We start from the raw sequence: 15,922 nt of genomic DNA, 5'->3' as shown, positions 1-15,922 counted from the left end.
CAGTGGTTTGTCGCTGCGGGATCTTGCGTGCGGACCGCGGAAGAAGCAGAGGAAGAAACGGGAGAAGGAGCAATGGACAACGGGATGGCGGGCGGCCCGGCGGGGCCGCCGGGAACGGCCGGGGCAGTCGAAACGGCCGGCCCCTGGCGCAACCACTTCCTGATCCTGCTGGACCGGATCCCCCTCCCCGTCGCGGTGTGCCACGCCTACGGCGAGGTGCTGATCGCCAATCCGGCCATGGCCGCGCAATGGGGCACGGTTCCCGGGCGGTTGCGCGGCCGCAACCTGCTGGACCTGTTCAGGCCCCGGGACGGGGCTCAGGTCGAACGGCTGACCGAAGCGCTGCGGCTGGGGCACCGGTCGCGCTACCCGTTGGAGGTGCGCTGGGACGCAGGGCCCGACGGAGCCGAGCGGGAAGGGGAACTGACCGTCGATCCGGTCGGGGACCCCTCGCTGCGGCCGCCCGCGCTGCTGGCGCTGCTGCGGATTCGCGACACCGGCCCGCCGCCCCCACCCAGGGGCCGGGCGAGCCCCGTGGAGGCCCGGATCCTGGCGCTGGCCGCCGGGGGCGCCACCACGGCGTCGATCGGCGCGGCGCTGGGGCTGACGGTGGACGGCGTCAACTACCACCTCACCCGGCTGGCCCGCCGCTGGAGGGTGCAGGGCCGCACCGCGCTGGTCGCCAGGGCGTACGTACTGGGCGTGCTGTCCCCGGACAGCTGGCCGCCGGCCCCCGCCTGAGCCACCGGTCGTACGCACCGGTCGTACGCACCGGTCGTACGCACCGACCCCGGTCGCCTTCGCGCGCGAAGGCGGCTCACCCCGTCCGGCCGCCGTCGCCGGAGCGCGACAATGCGGCAAGAATGGCCTTATGGGCGGATTCAATCGGATCGGGGCACGGCTCCGCGGGGCCGGCCGCCGACCGTACCGGCGCGGTGGTGGACGGCGCCACAGCCATGGGGATTCCGCACCGCCCGGCCGGGACACGCCGTCCCGGCCGCCGGGCCCGCGCTTCCGGTCCCTCTTCGGCGTACGCAGTGTGGCCGGGCAGGTGTTCCTGCTCCTGCTGGTCTTCGTCGTGGTGCTCATCGCCGCGGCAGTGGTGTCCCAGGTGCTCCAGGTGCGGCGCGACAGCATGGAGGAGGCCCGCCTGCGCACGCTCGCCGTCGCCGAGACGTTCGCCCACTCCCCGGCGGTCCTGCCCGCGCTGGACAGCCGGGATCCCACCACCGTTCTCCAGCCGTGGGCCGAGGAGGCCAGGAAGGGAGCGCGCGTCGACCTCGTCGTCGTGTACTCGCCGGACGGCATCCGCTACACCCATCCGGACCCCTCCCTCATCGGAGAACACGTGGAGGGCCCCGGAGAACCTCCGGCCGAGCCCGTCACGCGGACCACGGAGACGGCCGAGGGGTCCTCCGTGATCTCGGCGTCCGCCGTCCGCCGGGAAGACGGTTCGGCCGCCGGATCGGTGGCGGTCGGGATCACGGTCGACCGGGTGCAGGGCGTGGGGGGCCGCCAGCTGCCGGTCCTCCTCGGTTCCGCCGCCGTGGCGCTGGTACTGGCCTCCGCCGGGGCGGTGCTGGTCAGCCGGCGCCTGCTGCGGCAGACCCGCGGCCTGGATCCGGCCGAGCTGGCCCGGTTGTACGAGCACCACGACGCGGTGCTGCACGCCGTCCGGGAAGGGGTCCTCATCATCGGCGGCGACGGGCGGCTGCTGCTGGCCAACGACGAGGCGCGCCGCCTGCTCCGGCTGCCTCCGGACGCCGAGGGCCGCGCCGTGACCGATGTGTGCCTGGACCCTGTCGTCGCCGGACTGCTGACCTGCGGCCGGGGCGCCACGGACGAGGTCTGCAGGGCCGGTGACCGCCTGCTGGCCGTCAGCCTGCGGCACACCGGCGAACGCGGCGGGCCCCCCGGAACCGTCGCCACCCTGCGGGACACCACCGATCTGAGAGCTCTCGCCGGAAAGGCCGAAGGCGTACGGAAGCGCCTGCTCCTGCTGTACGAGGCCGGCACGCGCATCGGCACCACCCTCGACGTCCCCCGGACCACGGAAGAGCTGACCGAGGTGGCGATCCCGCGGTTCGCCGATACCGCCACGGTCGACCTGGCCGAACCCGTGCTGCGCGGAGAGGAGCCGGCAACCGGACCCGGAACGGTCACGAGGATGCTCCGCACGGCCGTCGCCGGCCTGAGCCCGTACCCCCCCTTCCGCCCGATCGGCAGCGTGACCGGCCTCGCCCCCGACAGCCCGCCGGCCACCGCGGGCATGCGCAATGGCCGCGCGATCCTGGTAACCGATGTGGCGACGTCGCAGACCTTGCGCCGGCGCGATCCCGAGCGCATCGAGCAACTCCTCGCGTACGGAGTCCACTCACTGCTCTCGGTTCCGCTGCACGCGCGCGGCGTCGTCCTGGGCGTGGCCAATTTCTGGCGCTCGCAGAACCCGGACCCCTTCGACGAGGAGGACGTGATCTTCGCCGAGGAACTGGTGGCCCGGGCCGCCGTCTGCGTCGACAACGCCCGCCGCTACACCCGCGAGCACGAGACGGCGGTGGCGCTCCAGCGCAGCCTGCTGCCCAGCGGTGTGCCCGAGCAGGACGCCCTCGACGTCGCCTTCCGCTACCTGCCGGCGCAGGCCGGGGTGGGCGGGGACTGGTTCGACGTCATCCCGCTGTCCGGTGCCCGTGTCGCCCTGGTCGTCGGTAGTGTCGTCGGACACGGTCTGCACGCGGCCGCCACGATGGGGCGGCTGCGCACGGCGGTCCAGAACTTCTCCACGCTGGACCTGCCGGCCGACGAGCTCCTCGCCCGCGTCGACGAACTGGTCGCCCGGATGGACCAGGAGGAGCGCGCCGGGCCCGAGGGCGAGGAGGTCACCGGTGCCACCTGCCTGTACGCGATCTACGACCCGGTCACCGGAAACTGCTCCGTCGCCGGAGCGGGCCACCCGGGGCCCGCGCTGGTCCTGCCCGACGGCACCGTGGAGTTCCCCGGGATTCCCGTCGGCCTCCCCCTGGGTCTGGGCAGCCTGCGGTTCGAGGCGGCCGGACTGCGCGTGCCGGAAGGCAGTCGGCTGGTGCTCTACACGGACGGCCTCCTCGGGGCGGGGAAACGGGACGCCGACACCCGGCTGGAGCTGCTGCGCACCAGCCTGAGCCGCCCCGGGCGCAGCCCGGAGGAGGTCTGCGCCGACGTGCTCGAAACGATGCTGCCCACCCCTCCGAGCGACGATGTCGCCCTCCTCGTGGCCGGTACGCGCCTCCTCGACCCGGACCGGGTCGCCGACTGGGACGTGGCGCCGGCCCCTTCCGCCGTCGCCGAGGTCCGCAAGGGAGTCGCCCGCCGGCTCGCCGACTGGGGACTGGAGGAGGAGGCATTCACCACGGAACTGATCCTCAGCGAACTGGTCACCAACGCCATCCGCTACGGCGCCGCCCCGATCCGGGTGCGTCTGCTGTACGACCGCACCCTGATCTGCGAAGTCTCCGACACCAGCAGTACCGCTCCGCACCTGCGCCACGCGGCGACGACCGACGAGGGCGGCCGGGGCCTGTTCCTCGTCGCCCAGTTCGCCGAACGCTGGGGCACCCGCTACACCGACAACGGCAAGGTCATCTGGTCCGAGCAGACGACGGGCTCCGGGCAGCCGACGGGCGCGGGTGAACCGGCGGTGAGCGGGTGAGCGCCGGAGCACGCCCCCGCGAGTCGCCCGCGCCTGCCCGTGAACGCCGTGCCGGAGCCGGTTCCCGAGCCGGCGGCCTCCCTCCCGGCTTCAGTGCCGGGGGAGCCCGCCCCGGCCGGCCCGCGCCCCGGCCCGTTTCCGGTGCAGGGGGGAGCGTTCCTCCTCACCCATCCCGCCCCACACCCCGCTGCGCTGTCCGGACCGCAGCGCGTAGGCGAGGCACTGCCGGGTCACCGGGCAGCGTCCGCACACCTCCTTGGCCGCGGCCTGCTCGTCGAGTGCGGGGCCTTTGACGCCCACGGGGAAGAAGAGTTCGGGGTCGGTGTCCGCGCAGGCAGCCCTGCGTAACCACCTCTGGTCCAGTGGCAGCCCATCCATGCGCCGCCGGGTGCCCGTCCCGCCCCGGACCAAACCAGGTGCGCCCGCCCGGCCGGGGCCGGTGGTGCGGGCGACCAGGCATGACGGCGGCCGGAGGGGGGACCCGGAGCATCGGAGAGACCCGGTGACGAGGAGACGAGGAGAGAGACCATGCGCGCACTGACCTGGCACGGAAAGCGGGACGTACGGGTGGACACGGTGCCCGACCCGGAGCTGAAAGAGCCGACCGACGTGATCGTACGCGTCACCTCGTCCGGCATCTGCGGTTCCGACCTCCACCTGTACGAGGTGCTGTCCCCCTATCTGGACCCGGGGGACATCCTCGGGCACGAGCCCATGGGCATCGTCGAGGAAGTGGGCGCCGGCGTCACCGCGCTCGCGCCGGGCGACCGGGTCGTGATCCCGTTCAACGTCTCCTGCCAGCACTGCTTCATGTGCGAACAGGGACTGCACTCGCAGTGCGAGACCACCCAGGTACGGGAGCGCGGCACCGGCGGGGCGCTTTTCGGATACACCAAGCTCTACGGCCAGGTTCCGGGCGGACAGGCCGAGTTCCTGCGGGTTCCGTTCGGTGACAGTCTGCCGATCAAGGTGCCCGAGGGGCCGTCCGACGAACGGTTCGTCTACCTCTCCGACGTGCTGCCCACCGCGTGGCAGGCCGTCGAGTACGCGGCGATTCCGCCCGGCGGCACCGTGACCGTCCTCGGCCTGGGGCCGATCGGCGAGATGGCGGCCCGCATCGCCCTCCACCGGGGCGCGAGCCTGGTGATCGGCGTCGACCTGGTACCGGAGCGGCTGAGCCGCGCGGGCGCCCGAGGCGTCAGGACGCTCGACCTGCGCAGTCACGGGAAGAACCTCCCCGACGCCGTCCGCGATCTGACCGACGGCCGGGGCACGGACTCCGTGATCGACGCCGTCGGCATGGAGGCCCACGGCGCGCCCGTCGCCAAGGCCGCGCAGTGGATGGCCGGTCTGCTGCCCGACCCGGTCGCGCAACGGGTGATGGAACACGCCGGAGTCGACCGGCTGCACGCCCTGTACACCGCGATCGACGTGGTGCGCCGGGGCGGGACGATCTCCCTGTCCGGCGTGTACGGCGGCATGGCGGACCCGATGCCGATGCTGACGCTCTTCGACAAGCAGATCCAGCTGCGGATGGGCCAGGCCAACGTGCACCGCTGGGTGGGCGACATCCTGCCGCTCCTCGGCGACGAGGACCCGCTGGGGGTCGAGGGGTTCGCCACCCACACCATGCCGCTGGAGGACGGACCCCAGGCGTACAAGACGTTCCAGACGAAGCAGGACGGCATGATCAAGACCCTGCTCAAGCCTTGACCGAGGCCGGGGACACCGTAGTGGACGGCGGGCGGATCCGGTGGAGAACGGCGTCACCCGGCCCGGCGACGGGCGGCGACCGCCCGGTGCGTCTCCTCGGCGATCAGGTCCGCGTTGAGCGCCACGCCGGCGCGTACGCCCGCGCCGGCGGCGCCGACGACCTGCTCGGTCGGGTCGGCGACGTTGCCGGCCACCCACACCCCCGGCACTGCCGTCGCCCCGGTCGCGTCGGCGGCGGCGTAACTGCCGATGACGTGTCCGTCCCGCTCCTGCTCGGCCGTCTCCAGGCCCAGCGTGGTGAGGAAGCCGGCCCGTGCGGTGAAGCGCGGAGCGACCACGACGGCCCGGCAGGGGACCGCCTCGCCGCCGTCCGGGATCACCCCCGTGAGCCGGCCGTCCGTCACCTCCAGGCCCGCCACCCGGCCGTCCACCACGGCGATCTCGCGGGCGGCGAGCTGCTCGTACTCCTCGTCGTCCGGCTCGGGCGCGGTGTGCAGGAAGAGCGTCACGCCCTTGCTCCACTGCCGCCACATCAGTGCCTGGTGCACCGGGAGCGGCCCCGTGGCCAGGACGCCGATCGGCTCGTCGCGCACCTCCCAGCCGTGGCAGTACGGGCAGTGCAGCACCTCGCGCCCCCAGTGTTCGGCCGCACCGGGCACGTCGGGGAGCTCGTCGGCCAGCCCGGTGGTCACCAGCAGCCGGCGTGCCGTGACCGCCGGCCCGTCCTCGAGGACCACGCGGAAGTCCCCGTCGTCCAGGCGCTCCGCCGCCACGACGTTGCCCGTGACGGTCTCCCCGCCGTAACCGGCCACCTCCGCCCGCCCCTCGGCCAGCAGCTGGGCGGGGGCCACGCCGTCGCGCGTCAGGTAGCCGTGGGCGTGGGCCGCCGGCGCGTTGCGCGGCCGGCCCGAGTCGATCACCAGCACCGAGCGGCGCGCCCGGGCCAGGGTCAGGGCCCCGCTGAGCCCCGCGGCACCGCCACCGACGACCACAACGTCAAAAGTCATAGGCAGTACCCCCCTTTCACCGGAGATACTGCGCCCGGGCCCCGCCTTACGGGAGACATCCTTGCCGGTACGGCAGAAACGCCCCGGCCGGAAACGATCCGGCCGGGGCGCTCTCACCGCGTGCGAAGTGTGACTAGTCCTGCTCGGCTCCCGCCGGGAGCGTGCGCAGCTTCATCGTCGTGCTCGTGTTGAACGCCCAGTCCAGCATCTTCTTGGCGTCCGTGTAGCGGTTGGCGTCGTTCAGGACGACCCCCACGACCGTGCGGTCGCCCCGCTTGGCGGCGAACACCAGGCAGGGGCCCGCGACGGAACCCGTACCGGTCTTGATGCCGATGGCGCCGCTGTACGAACCGAGCAGCTGGTTCGTGTTGTACCAGGTGTAGACCCGGCCGTTGGTGGCCGTCTGCTTCGTGCTGGTCGCCTTCACGACCGCCCCGAAGGTCGAGTTCCCGATGGCGCGCCGGGCCAGCTTGGCCGAGTCCCGGGGCGTGGTCAGGTTGTTCCCGGCCTGCGAGATGCCGTCGAAGGAGTCGTACGCGGTGTTGCGCATCCCCAGGTCGGAAGCCTTCTTGTTCATCTTGGAGATGAACGACTTCGTGCGGGCCGCCTGGGTGCTGCCCGTGCCGAACGTGTCGGCGAGGGCGTACGCGGCGTCGCAGCCCGACGGCAGCATCAGCCCGTACAGCAGCTGACGAACCGACAACTTGTCGCCGGTGCGCAGATCGGCCGTGCTGGCGCCGTTGCGCGCGACGTAGTCGCGGTAGCTCTGCTTGACGGTGATCTTCTTGTTGAGGTCGACGCCCTGGGTCTCCAGCACCACGACAGCGGTCATGACCTTCGTCGTGCTGGCCATCTGCCGCTTGGTGTCGGCGGACTTGCTCCACAGCGTCTTGTTCGGCTTGCTGTCGAGCAGGAACGCGCCCTTCGCGGTGACGGAAGGACCAGTGGCCGCCTGCGCGGTGGTAGGTGTGATCACCGCGAACGCCGCCGCCGACGCGACCAGTGCCGTCCCCCACCGGCGGACCGATATGCCCCCTGATTTCACGTATGGTGCTCCGTTTCCCTCACTGTGCGAATACTGTCGAACGGCATGCTCGCATCAAGTCCGCCGCGCGGGAACGCTGGGGTGTGCGAAGGGCCGGTGACCCTCCTCTCACCAGGCGCCGGCGAACGGGCGCCGCCCGCCGTCCCCATCGCGCCGAGCCCGTACGCCTCGCGCCGGATCAGGCACACCACAGGCACACCACAGGCACGCCCGGATGGGCGCCGGTGACGAAGGGCCGCGAGAAGTGCCCGACGGCCACCGTCCGTTCGGACTCGGGCCCGACCACGGAGCCGGGGGAGTCGCACGGCGAGACGACGGGCGGGCGAAGGCGTCGCACGGCTTGGAGGATGCGGGCGGCCCTGTCGGCGGCGTCCCGGTCGATCGCGCCGCCCGGACGCTCCGGGTCGTCGGCGATCAGCCCCGCCGGGCGGCCCCCGACCCGTACGCGCCGTACGAGCGCGGTGACGGTCCCGGCGCCGAAACCGCGGCGCGGCTCCAGCGCCGGGCCGGTGTCCGCGCGCCCTTCGGCGGCGGTCCGCACGTCGTACGCGCGCCGCCGGTTCTCCGGAACCACGTGCCGCGGGAGCCGCTGGTGGGGCGCCTGACCGGGGTGGCGGCGGCGTACGCGATCCCGGAGATCGAGCCGGCCGGCGCCTTCCGGACGGCCGCCACCGGGGAGATGCCTTCCGGACGGCCGCCACCGGGGAGATCAGGAAGACGGCGCCGACGGAGCGGGCGACGGCGTCTGTGCGAGCCAGTCGTACCCGGCCCGCGCGGTGAACTCGCCCTGGCCGCCGGGGAAGAGCAGCCCGGCCGTGGCGAACGCCGGATCGTCCGCCGCCTCGCGCACAGAGGGAACGGCGACGCAGCGCATGCCCGCGGCGTGCGCCGCCGCCGCTCCCGCCGGGGCGTCCTCCAGGACCACGCAGTCGGCGGGGGCGGCGCCGAGCCTGCGGGCGGCCTCCAGGAAGACGTCGGGCGCGGGCTTGCCGTGCGGGACCTCCTCGGCGGAGACGACCGCGGTGATCAGGGCGTCCAGGCCGGTGCCCGCGAGCACCGCCTCGATGGCGGCGCGGGAGGAACCCGAGGCCACGATCATCGGGGTCCCCTCGGCGTGCAGCCGCTCCACGAACTTCCGCATCTCGGGGAACACCTCGGTGGCGGCGGCCGCCAGCTCCAGATAGAGCCGGTTCTTCCCGGCGAGCATCTCGTCGAGCGGCGCCGTGATCCCGTACTGCTCCCGCAGGGCCGCCAGCGTCTCGCGGGTGCCGATGCCGATGAAGCGGGTGTGCTCCTCCCAGGTGAAGTCCGCGACGCCGTACCGGGCGAGCAACTGCCGGCCCGCCCGGTGGTAGTTCGGCTCGCTGTCCACGAGGGTGCCGTCGAGATCGAAGATGACCGGGGTGCGGGGCGGGGTGCTCATGGCTCCAGCATGCCAAGCCGCCGGTCACCGCTGCTTCGCGGCCGCCCTGCCCACCGACTCGACCAGCGGAAGCAGCCGGTGCGGCACCCGCTCGCGCAGCGCCACCTCGGTCCGGGTCCGCACCACGCCGGGAATCTGGATCAGCCGCTGGATGACGTCCTCCAGGTGCCCGTTGTCGCGCGCCGCCACCCGCGTCAGCAGGTCGCCGCCGCCGGTGATGGAGAACGCCTCGATGATCTCGGGTACGGCCGCCAGCGCGTCGCCGACCTCGTCCAGGTGTCCCTGGGTGACCTCGACGTGCACGAAGGCGAGCACCGGGTGGCCGAGCGCGGCGGGGGACAGGGCCGGGCCCGTACCGGTGATCACGCCGTCGCGCTCCAGCCGGTCGAGCCGGGCCTGGAGCGTCCCGCGGGCGATGCCGAGGAGGCGGGCGTACTCGCGCACGCTGGTGCGCGGCTGCTCGATGAGCAGGCGCAGGATGCGGGTGTCGAGCTCGTCCACGGCCATGGTCCGTCGGCCTCCTTCTGGTGCGGATGTCCGTCTCTCGACTGTACCAACGGCCCAATACGGCCGAAGTGCGCTGAGCCACTGTTCCCTCTGGCCCTCCGCGCCCCCAACTCGCTGAAAACACACGGGAATTGTCGTGCGTGAAGCATTGACGAAACACAGGCGCGGCCCTAGTTTCATCGCGTCGTACTTCGTACGTCATATACGAGACGCGATACGTGAGATACGGAAGAGCGCCCATGCAGAGGAAGCCCAACAGGGTGGGGAGGGCGGCCGTGGCGTCGCTGACCGCGATGGCGCTCGCCGTGGCGGCGACGGCCTGCGCTGACGACGGCAGCGGCTACACCGGCGGGAAAGAGGGTTCCGGCAAAGGCGCGATCACCTTCTGGGACAACAACGGCGGCGCCCGCACGGCCGTGTGGCAGAAGATCATCGACGCGTTCGAGAAGGAGAACCCGGACATCGACGTCACGTACGTCCCGGTCCCCATCACGGATGTGCAGTCGAAGTACGACACGGCCATCGCGGGCGGCGGCCTGCCCGACGTCGGCGGTGTCGGCACGTCCTACCTCGCCGGCATGGTGGCGCGGGACGCGCTCGACCCGGTCACCCGGCGGATCGAGGACAGCGGCCTCCGGGGCAGGCTCTCGGAGAACATGGTCGAGAGCGTCGTGTCGGCCGGGGGCAGGGGCGAGGAGCTGTACTCCGTGCCGACCTCCGGGAACCAGGGCGTCCTCTGGTGCCGCACCGACCTGTTCCGGGCGGCGGGCCTGGAGGTGCCCGGCACGTGGGACCAGTTCTACAGCGCCGCCGAGCGGCTCACGAACACCGACCGGAACGAGTTCGGCTTCACCCTGCGCGGCGGCGCCGGATCGGTGGCCCAGGCGCTCGACATGATGTACGCGCAGTCGGGCATCGACACCTTCTGGAACGGCGACAGGACCACCGTCGACCACCCGGAGAACGTCAGGGCGCTGGAGAAGTACGTCGCCCTCTACGAGAAGGTGACGCCGTCGGCCGACCTGAACAACGACTTCGCCGGGATGGTCGCCCAGTTCGGCCAGGGCGAGATCGGCATGCTCCAGCACAACCTCGGGTCGTACACCGACCATGTGGAGGCGTTCGGCAAGGACCGGATCGACGGGTCCCCGCTGCCCCCGGCCACCGACGGCGGCCCGCGCACCGTCGTCTCCAGCCCCGTCGACGGTCTCGGTCTCTTCAGGAGCGGCAAGAACAAGGCGGCCGCCTGGAAGTTCATCGAATTCGCCGCGTCGCACGAGATGAACAGCCTCTGGAACCAGGAGGCCGGCTCCATCCCCGCGAACAAGGACGCCATGGGCGACGCCTGGATCAACGGCGTCGAGCCCGTCAAGGCGGCCATGCGGTCGCTGAACGACCCGCGGACGAAGGTCGTCCAGCTTCCGTACCACCTGCCGGACTGGAGCCACATCAGCAGGGCCGGCACCGAACTGGACTTCCAGGAACTGCTGCTCGGCGAGGTCACCGCCCAGCAGTTCGCGGACACGCTGGCCGACCTGCTCAACGAGTCCCAGGCGGAGTGGAAGCAGCAGCAAAAGCAACAGCAGTAACAGCAGCGGTAGCGGCAGCGTCCGGAGAGGCCGCACCGGCCCGAGAGTTGCGAACACAGTCCCGGAAAGGCACCCCGACATGCAGATGTCCCGCAGACGCCTGGCGGCGGCGGTCGCCGCGCTGCCCCTGGCCCTGGCCCTCTCGGAACCCGCGGGCGCCCTCACCCGTTCCGGCGGCGGAGACGGCAGGCACACCCGCCGCCGTACGATCCACATCGCCGGCGACTCGACGGCCGCACAGAAGACGGCGGACGCGGCCCCCGAGACCGGCTGGGGCACGGCCCTGCCGGTCTTCCTCACACCGCATCTCGACGTCGCCAACCACGCGGTGAACGGGCGCAGCTCGCGCAGCTTCGTGGAGGAGGGGCGTCTCGACGCGCTGTCCGGGGCACTGCGCCCCGGTGACTGGCTCCTCGTCCAGTTCGGCCACAACGACGCGAAGGACGACGACCGGCACACCGACCCCTGGACCACCTACCAGGACTACCTGAAGCGGTACGTGAAGGAGGCGCGCGACCGCGGGGCGCGGCCGGTGCTCCTCACCTCCGTGGAGCGCCGCAGGTTCGATGCCGGGGGCAGCGCCCTGCCCACCCACGGCGAGTACCCGGCAGCGATGCGCGCGCTCGCGGCCGCCGAGGGCGTGGCGCTCGTCGACACGCAGGCGGCGAGCCTCGCCCGGTGGCAGGTGCTCGGGCCCGAGCGCACCAAGGACCTCTTCCTCTGGCTCGGTCCCGGCGAGTCGCCCCACTACCCCGGGGGCAAGCAGGACAACACCCATTTCCGGCCTGCGGGCGCGATCGAGGTGGCGCGACTGGTGGCCGCGGGGCTGCTCGGCCGCGACGTGCTCACCCCCCGCCACGTCCGGCGGCTGGACGAGACGATCCCGCCCGAATGGATCACCTGGCCGAGCGTCGGCGGAACCGGCTGAACCGGCCGACTGGCCTCCCGCCGGGCCGGCCGGCCCGCCTCCCGCCGAGCCCGCCGGGCCGCCCGTCCCCGAGTCCACTTCCGGCGCCGTGGTCCGTTGGCCCGCATCGTGGCCGTGATCGACGGACTTTGCTGAGCCAATGGCGCAGTGGTTCGCGAATCACTTGAGCCACTGGGGTCGCAGATGTTCTGATGGAGAGGTCGATGGCGCCGCGGACTCCGTGGCGCCTTTTTCATGTCGGGCGAAGGCGGGGCGGAAAGCAGTGTTGAAGAGGATGTTCGTGGCGCCGGACCCTGGGTGGCTGCGGCTGCGCAGCGCCACCCGGTCCGTCCTCGGTATCGGTCTGGCGGTCGCCGTGTGCGGCCTCACCGGTCACACCCTCACCGCGGTCATCACCGGCGGACTCGCCGCGCTCCTCGCCCTCTTCACGGTCACCGACGCGACGGTCCGGGGCCAGGCCGTCACCACCGCCCTGCTGCCCGCCGCCGGCTTCCCGGTGCTCGCTCTCGCGGCAGGGCTGCACGACGTACCGCTCCTGCGCGACGTGGCGTTCCTGGCCGTCGCCGGCCTCGGGGTGTACGCCCGGCGCTGGGGACCGCGGGGCCACTCCCTGGGCGTCTTCGCCTTCATGACCTTCTTCGTGGCGCAGTTCCTGCACACGGTGCCCGGACAGCTGCCCGGCCTGTACTCCGCCGTCGCCCTCGCGCTGCTCACCTCCTCGGGCGTCCGTTTCGGCCTGTGGTGCTACGAGCGGCGGCTGCCGCCGCCCGTCGCCGCCCCGGCCCTGCCGGCCGGATCGGGCCTCGCCCGGATCACCACCCGCCAGGCGGTCCAGGTCGTCGTCGCGGGCGGGTTCGCCCTCGTGGTGGGCCAGGTCCTGTCCGAGGGACGCTGGTACTGGGCCGTCGGCGCCGCCTGGTGGATCTTCGTGAACACCTCCTCGCGGGGCGAAACCCTGATCCGCGGCTTCCGGCGCGTCCTCGGTACGGTCGTCGGCATCGCCGCCGGCCTCCTCCTCGCCCTGCCGCTGCACGGAGCGGTGGCCCCCACGGCCGCGCTCGTGGCGGTGTGCGTCTTCGGGATCTTCTACACCGCCCCGGTCTCGTACAGCTGGATGATGACCGCGGTGACACTGATGGTGGCCCTGCTGTACGGACTGCTGGGGGTGCTGGAGCCGGGCCTGCTCGCGCTGCGTCTCGCGGAGACCGGCGTCGGCGCCGCGGGCGCGGTGCTGGCCGTGGCCTTCGTACTGCCCGTCACGACGCACGCCGCGACCAACGCCTGGATCGAACGCGCCGTGCACAGCGTGCACGGCTGCACCACCGCCGCCGCGCGCCGCCTGGCCGGCGACCCCGACGCCGACCCGGCTCCGCTCGCCGCCGAGCTGGAGGTGGTGCTCGGCAGGGTGCGGCTCTCCCTGGCCCCGCTCGTCCACCCCCTGAACCCGCTGCGCGGCCGCAAGGCCCGCGCCCGCCGGATCCTGGCCCTGCTGGACGACTGCGCCCGTGAGGTGCGCGGGCTCGCCTCGGTCGCGGCCGACCCGCAGGCGTCGCACGACGCCCGCCTGGCAGCGGCCTGCTGGCGCGTGGAGGCCGCCGTCGAGGCCCTGGTGCCGCCCGGCGGCCGGCCGGCCACCGCGCCGGCGCCCGGGGCCCGGACCCCCGTCGCCCACCACCCCGGCGCCGAGGCCGCGCTGCACCACCTGCACGGACTGGAGAGGGCGCTCGCCGACCTCGCCACGCCCCTGCGCACCTCACCGCGCGCACCGCTCGTCCCGTCCTAGGCGCCCGGACCGGCTGCTAGCGTCTGCCCGGCAGGATGTGATCAAAGCTGTCACGGCTCTCGCGGCTGTGCGCGGTCAACTGGCGGAAAGGGGCTCCACGGTGAGCAGCAGCAACGAGGCCGGGCGGGCGTTCATAGGGTCGTTCACCTCGGCAGGGGGGCGCGGGATCGTCGCCGCCGCCGTGGACCGGGAGACGGGCGCACTGACCGTGCTGGGGGCCACCGACGCCGTCGCCGACCCGTCGTTCCTCGCACTCGCTCCCGACGGCACGGTCCTGTACGCCGTGAGCGAGACCGAGGACGGGGCGGCCGCGGCCTTCGACGTGACCGGCGACGGCGCCCCGCTCCCGGTCGGCGGGCCGGTGGCCGTGGGCGGCGCCGCCCCCACCCACCTCGCGCTCGCCGACGGGCACCTGGTGACCGCCAACTACGGCTCGGGCAGCGTCACGGTGCTCCCCGTCGGCGCGGACGGCGCACCGGAGGAGGCCACCGGCGTACTGCACCACCGCGGCAGCGGTCCGCGCCAGGACCGCCAGGGCGGGCCGCACGCCCACCAGGTGCTGCCCGACCCCACGGGACGGTGGGTGCTCAGCGTCGACCTCGGCACCGACTCCGTACGGATCTGCGAACTCACCGCGCCCCCCGGGACGCTGCGCGTGCACACCGAGACCGCGCTGCGGCCGGGCACCGGACCCCGTCACCTTGCCTTCCACCCCGACGGCGGCCATGCGTACGTCCTGGGCGAGCTGGAGCCGGCCGTCACCGTCTGCCGCTGGGACGCCGAGTCCGGAGTGCTCGTACCGCTCGGCGAGACCCCTGTCGTGGAGCCGGGCACGGACGTGGTGACGTACCCCTCCGAGGTCGTCGTCGCCCACGACGGGCGCTTCCTGTGGGTGGCCAACCGCGGGCACGACAGCATCGCCGTGCTCGCGCTCGACGCGTCGGGGGCGGAGGCGGAGTTCGTGACGACGGTGGAGTGCGGCGGCCACTGGCCGCGCGACCTTGCCCTGGACCCCTCGGGGAGCAGGCTCTACGCCGCCAACGAGCGGTCGGGGGACGTCACCTGGTTCGACATCGACCAGGAGACGGGCATCCCGCGCAGGGCGGGCTCCATCGAGGCGCCCGCGGCCTCCTGCGTCGTCTTCGGCTGACACACGCGGCTGACACACGCGGCTGACACACGCGGCCGGCACACGCGGCCGGCGCACGGGGCCGGACACACGGCAGAGGGCCCGCACCGGTCACCCGGTGCGGGCCCTCTGCCGCTCTCCCCCGCTCCGTACCGCGGTCGGCGTGCGGCAGGAGGAGATCGCTCAGTGGACCGGCATGCCCTGCGCGAGCTGCTGCGGGGCGATGCCCAGAGCCGTCGTGTAGTGCGACAGGGCGAGCTTGCCGATCGCCGGGTAGGCGCCCAGCGGCTCGGCGGTCGCGCAGTCCGCCTCCTTGACGGCCGCGTCCAGGAGGCTGTCGGGAACCTCGGGGCCGATCACGTAGGGCGCCAGGGCGAGCTGGGCCGAACCGGAACCGCGCAGCTGCTCCGCGACGGCGGCGACCGAACCCTCCTCGTCCAGCGCGGCCGCCATCACCGGTACGGCGAGGCGCGCGGCCAGCAGCATGCCGGTGATGCCGGCGGCCTGTACGGCCTCGTCGCCGCCCACGGTGGCCAGGATGATGCCGTCGGCCGCAGTGGTGACCGTGAACAGCCTGGCGCGGTCGGCGCGGGCCAGACCGGTCTCGGAGAGGCGCACGTGCAGGGCCTCGGCGAGCAGCGGGTGCGGGCCGAGGACGTCGGTCAGCTCGACAGCGGTGCGGCTGTCCATGACGGCCTGCCGTATGCGGCGCATCAGGGCGCTCTCGGGGCCGGCGAGGAGCGGCACCACGACGGCGGCCGGACCCTGCGGCTCGGCCGCCTCGCGGCCCGCGGCGAGCGCCTGCTCGTAGCGGGCGGTGCGCTCGGCGGCGGTGCGCGCGAGGACACTCTCCAGCGTGGGGTACTCGTCGTCGTCGCCGTCGAGGTAGCCGATCCTGGCGTCGAGGCCGGGCAGCTCGGAACGGGCGATACTGACGACTTCCTCCGCCAGGCCGCGCGACGCGCTGCCCGGGGTGCCGGGGACGGCGAGGACGAACGCGGGCGCGCCCTCGGGCGCCACCACGGGTTCCGGCCGGCGGTGCCGTCCGGGCTGGCGGGGTCGCGGCATTCGTACAGGCAGGCCGGATGCGGGCCCAGTGGGGGAGCTCATGGC

General features: G+C 73.3%; 14 protein-coding genes. 7 read left to right on the top strand and 7 right to left on the bottom strand.

What is annotated here, in order from left to right; translation table 11 throughout:
- Nucleotides 1–72: 72 nt before the first annotated feature.
- Together ACWDZ4_RS18095 and ACWDZ4_RS18090 are read left to right on the top strand one after the other, a co-directional pair.
- Entirely contained in the window at nucleotides 73–741 is a 669-nt protein-coding gene (locus ACWDZ4_RS18095; protein WP_451509382.1) for a PAS domain-containing protein, read from the top strand.
- A gap of 130 nt (nucleotides 742–871) precedes the next feature.
- Nucleotides 872–3,685: a SpoIIE family protein phosphatase gene (locus tag ACWDZ4_RS18090; RefSeq protein WP_451509381.1), complete on the top strand. Its 2,814-nt coding sequence runs from the start codon at nucleotides 872–874 to the stop codon at nucleotides 3,683–3,685.
- 90 nt (nucleotides 3,686–3,775) lie between these two features.
- Here ACWDZ4_RS18090 and ACWDZ4_RS18085 read toward each other — a convergent pair whose 3' ends face one another.
- Nucleotides 3,776–4,063, bottom strand: coding sequence for a WhiB family transcriptional regulator (locus ACWDZ4_RS18085; RefSeq protein ID WP_451509380.1), 288 nt, complete (start codon nucleotides 4,061–4,063; stop codon nucleotides 3,776–3,778).
- Between the two features lie 150 nt (nucleotides 4,064–4,213).
- Here ACWDZ4_RS18085 and ACWDZ4_RS18080 point away from each other — a divergent pair, with 150 nt between their 5' ends.
- The gene (locus ACWDZ4_RS18080) at nucleotides 4,214–5,398 is read left to right on the top strand and encodes a zinc-dependent alcohol dehydrogenase (RefSeq protein ID WP_451509379.1); all 1,185 of its coding nucleotides are present in this window, start codon (nucleotides 4,214–4,216) and stop codon (nucleotides 5,396–5,398) included.
- A 53-nt stretch (nucleotides 5,399–5,451) separates the two neighbouring features.
- On the opposite strand, the gene ACWDZ4_RS18075 is transcribed toward ACWDZ4_RS18080, so the two are convergent.
- The 5 genes from ACWDZ4_RS18075 to ACWDZ4_RS18055 form a co-directional block, all read right to left on the bottom strand.
- Nucleotides 5,452–6,405 carry an NAD(P)/FAD-dependent oxidoreductase gene (locus ACWDZ4_RS18075; RefSeq protein ID WP_451509378.1) on the bottom strand — a complete coding sequence of 318 codons (954 nt, stop codon included), beginning with the start codon at nucleotides 6,403–6,405 and terminating at the stop codon, nucleotides 5,452–5,454.
- A 133-nt stretch (nucleotides 6,406–6,538) separates the two neighbouring features.
- The gene (locus tag ACWDZ4_RS18070) at nucleotides 6,539–7,450 is read right to left on the bottom strand and encodes a D-alanyl-D-alanine carboxypeptidase family protein (RefSeq protein WP_451509377.1); all 912 of its coding nucleotides are present in this window, start codon (nucleotides 7,448–7,450) and stop codon (nucleotides 6,539–6,541) included.
- Nucleotides 7,451–7,628: 178 nt separating this feature from the next.
- Complete coding sequence (locus ACWDZ4_RS18065; RefSeq protein WP_451509376.1) at nucleotides 7,629–8,024, bottom strand: carboxyl transferase domain-containing protein; 396 nt, start codon at nucleotides 8,022–8,024, stop codon at nucleotides 7,629–7,631.
- Nucleotides 8,025–8,159: 135 nt separating this feature from the next.
- A complete protein-coding gene (locus tag ACWDZ4_RS18060) occupies nucleotides 8,160–8,873 on the bottom strand; it encodes an HAD family hydrolase (RefSeq protein WP_451509375.1) in 714 nt (237 codons plus the stop codon).
- Nucleotides 8,874–8,897: 24 nt separating this feature from the next.
- A complete protein-coding gene (locus ACWDZ4_RS18055) occupies nucleotides 8,898–9,380 on the bottom strand; it encodes an Lrp/AsnC family transcriptional regulator (protein ID WP_451509374.1) in 483 nt (160 codons plus the stop codon).
- 239 nt (nucleotides 9,381–9,619) lie between these two features.
- Here ACWDZ4_RS18055 and ACWDZ4_RS18050 point away from each other — a divergent pair, with 239 nt between their 5' ends.
- The 4 genes from ACWDZ4_RS18050 to ACWDZ4_RS18035 all read left to right on the top strand — a co-directional run bounded on the left by ACWDZ4_RS18050 (nucleotide 9,620) and on the right by ACWDZ4_RS18035 (nucleotide 14,830).
- The gene (locus tag ACWDZ4_RS18050; RefSeq protein ID WP_451509373.1) at nucleotides 9,620–10,969 is read left to right on the top strand and encodes an ABC transporter substrate-binding protein; all 1,350 of its coding nucleotides are present in this window, start codon (nucleotides 9,620–9,622) and stop codon (nucleotides 10,967–10,969) included.
- A 79-nt stretch (nucleotides 10,970–11,048) separates the two neighbouring features.
- Nucleotides 11,049–11,897 (top strand): rhamnogalacturonan acetylesterase, encoded by an 849-nt coding sequence (locus tag ACWDZ4_RS18045; protein WP_451509372.1) that lies wholly within the window; start codon nucleotides 11,049–11,051, stop codon nucleotides 11,895–11,897.
- A 262-nt stretch (nucleotides 11,898–12,159) separates the two neighbouring features.
- Complete coding sequence (locus ACWDZ4_RS18040) at nucleotides 12,160–13,680, top strand: FUSC family protein (RefSeq protein ID WP_451509371.1); 1,521 nt, start codon at nucleotides 12,160–12,162, stop codon at nucleotides 13,678–13,680.
- 100 nt (nucleotides 13,681–13,780) lie between these two features.
- Entirely contained in the window at nucleotides 13,781–14,830 is a 1,050-nt protein-coding gene (locus ACWDZ4_RS18035) for a lactonase family protein (protein ID WP_451509370.1), read from the top strand.
- Nucleotides 14,831–14,992: 162 nt separating this feature from the next.
- On the opposite strand, the gene ACWDZ4_RS18030 is transcribed toward ACWDZ4_RS18035, so the two are convergent.
- Nucleotides 14,993–15,919, bottom strand: a complete 927-nt coding sequence (locus ACWDZ4_RS18030) for a sirohydrochlorin chelatase (RefSeq protein WP_451509369.1) — start codon at nucleotides 15,917–15,919, stop codon at nucleotides 14,993–14,995.
- Nucleotides 15,920–15,922 lie beyond the last annotated feature (3 nt).

Source organism: Streptomyces sp. NPDC003016, from assembly GCF_053591455.1.
Note: the sequence above shows the minus strand (reverse complement) of the source record. Positions and strands in the feature narration are given on the sequence as shown.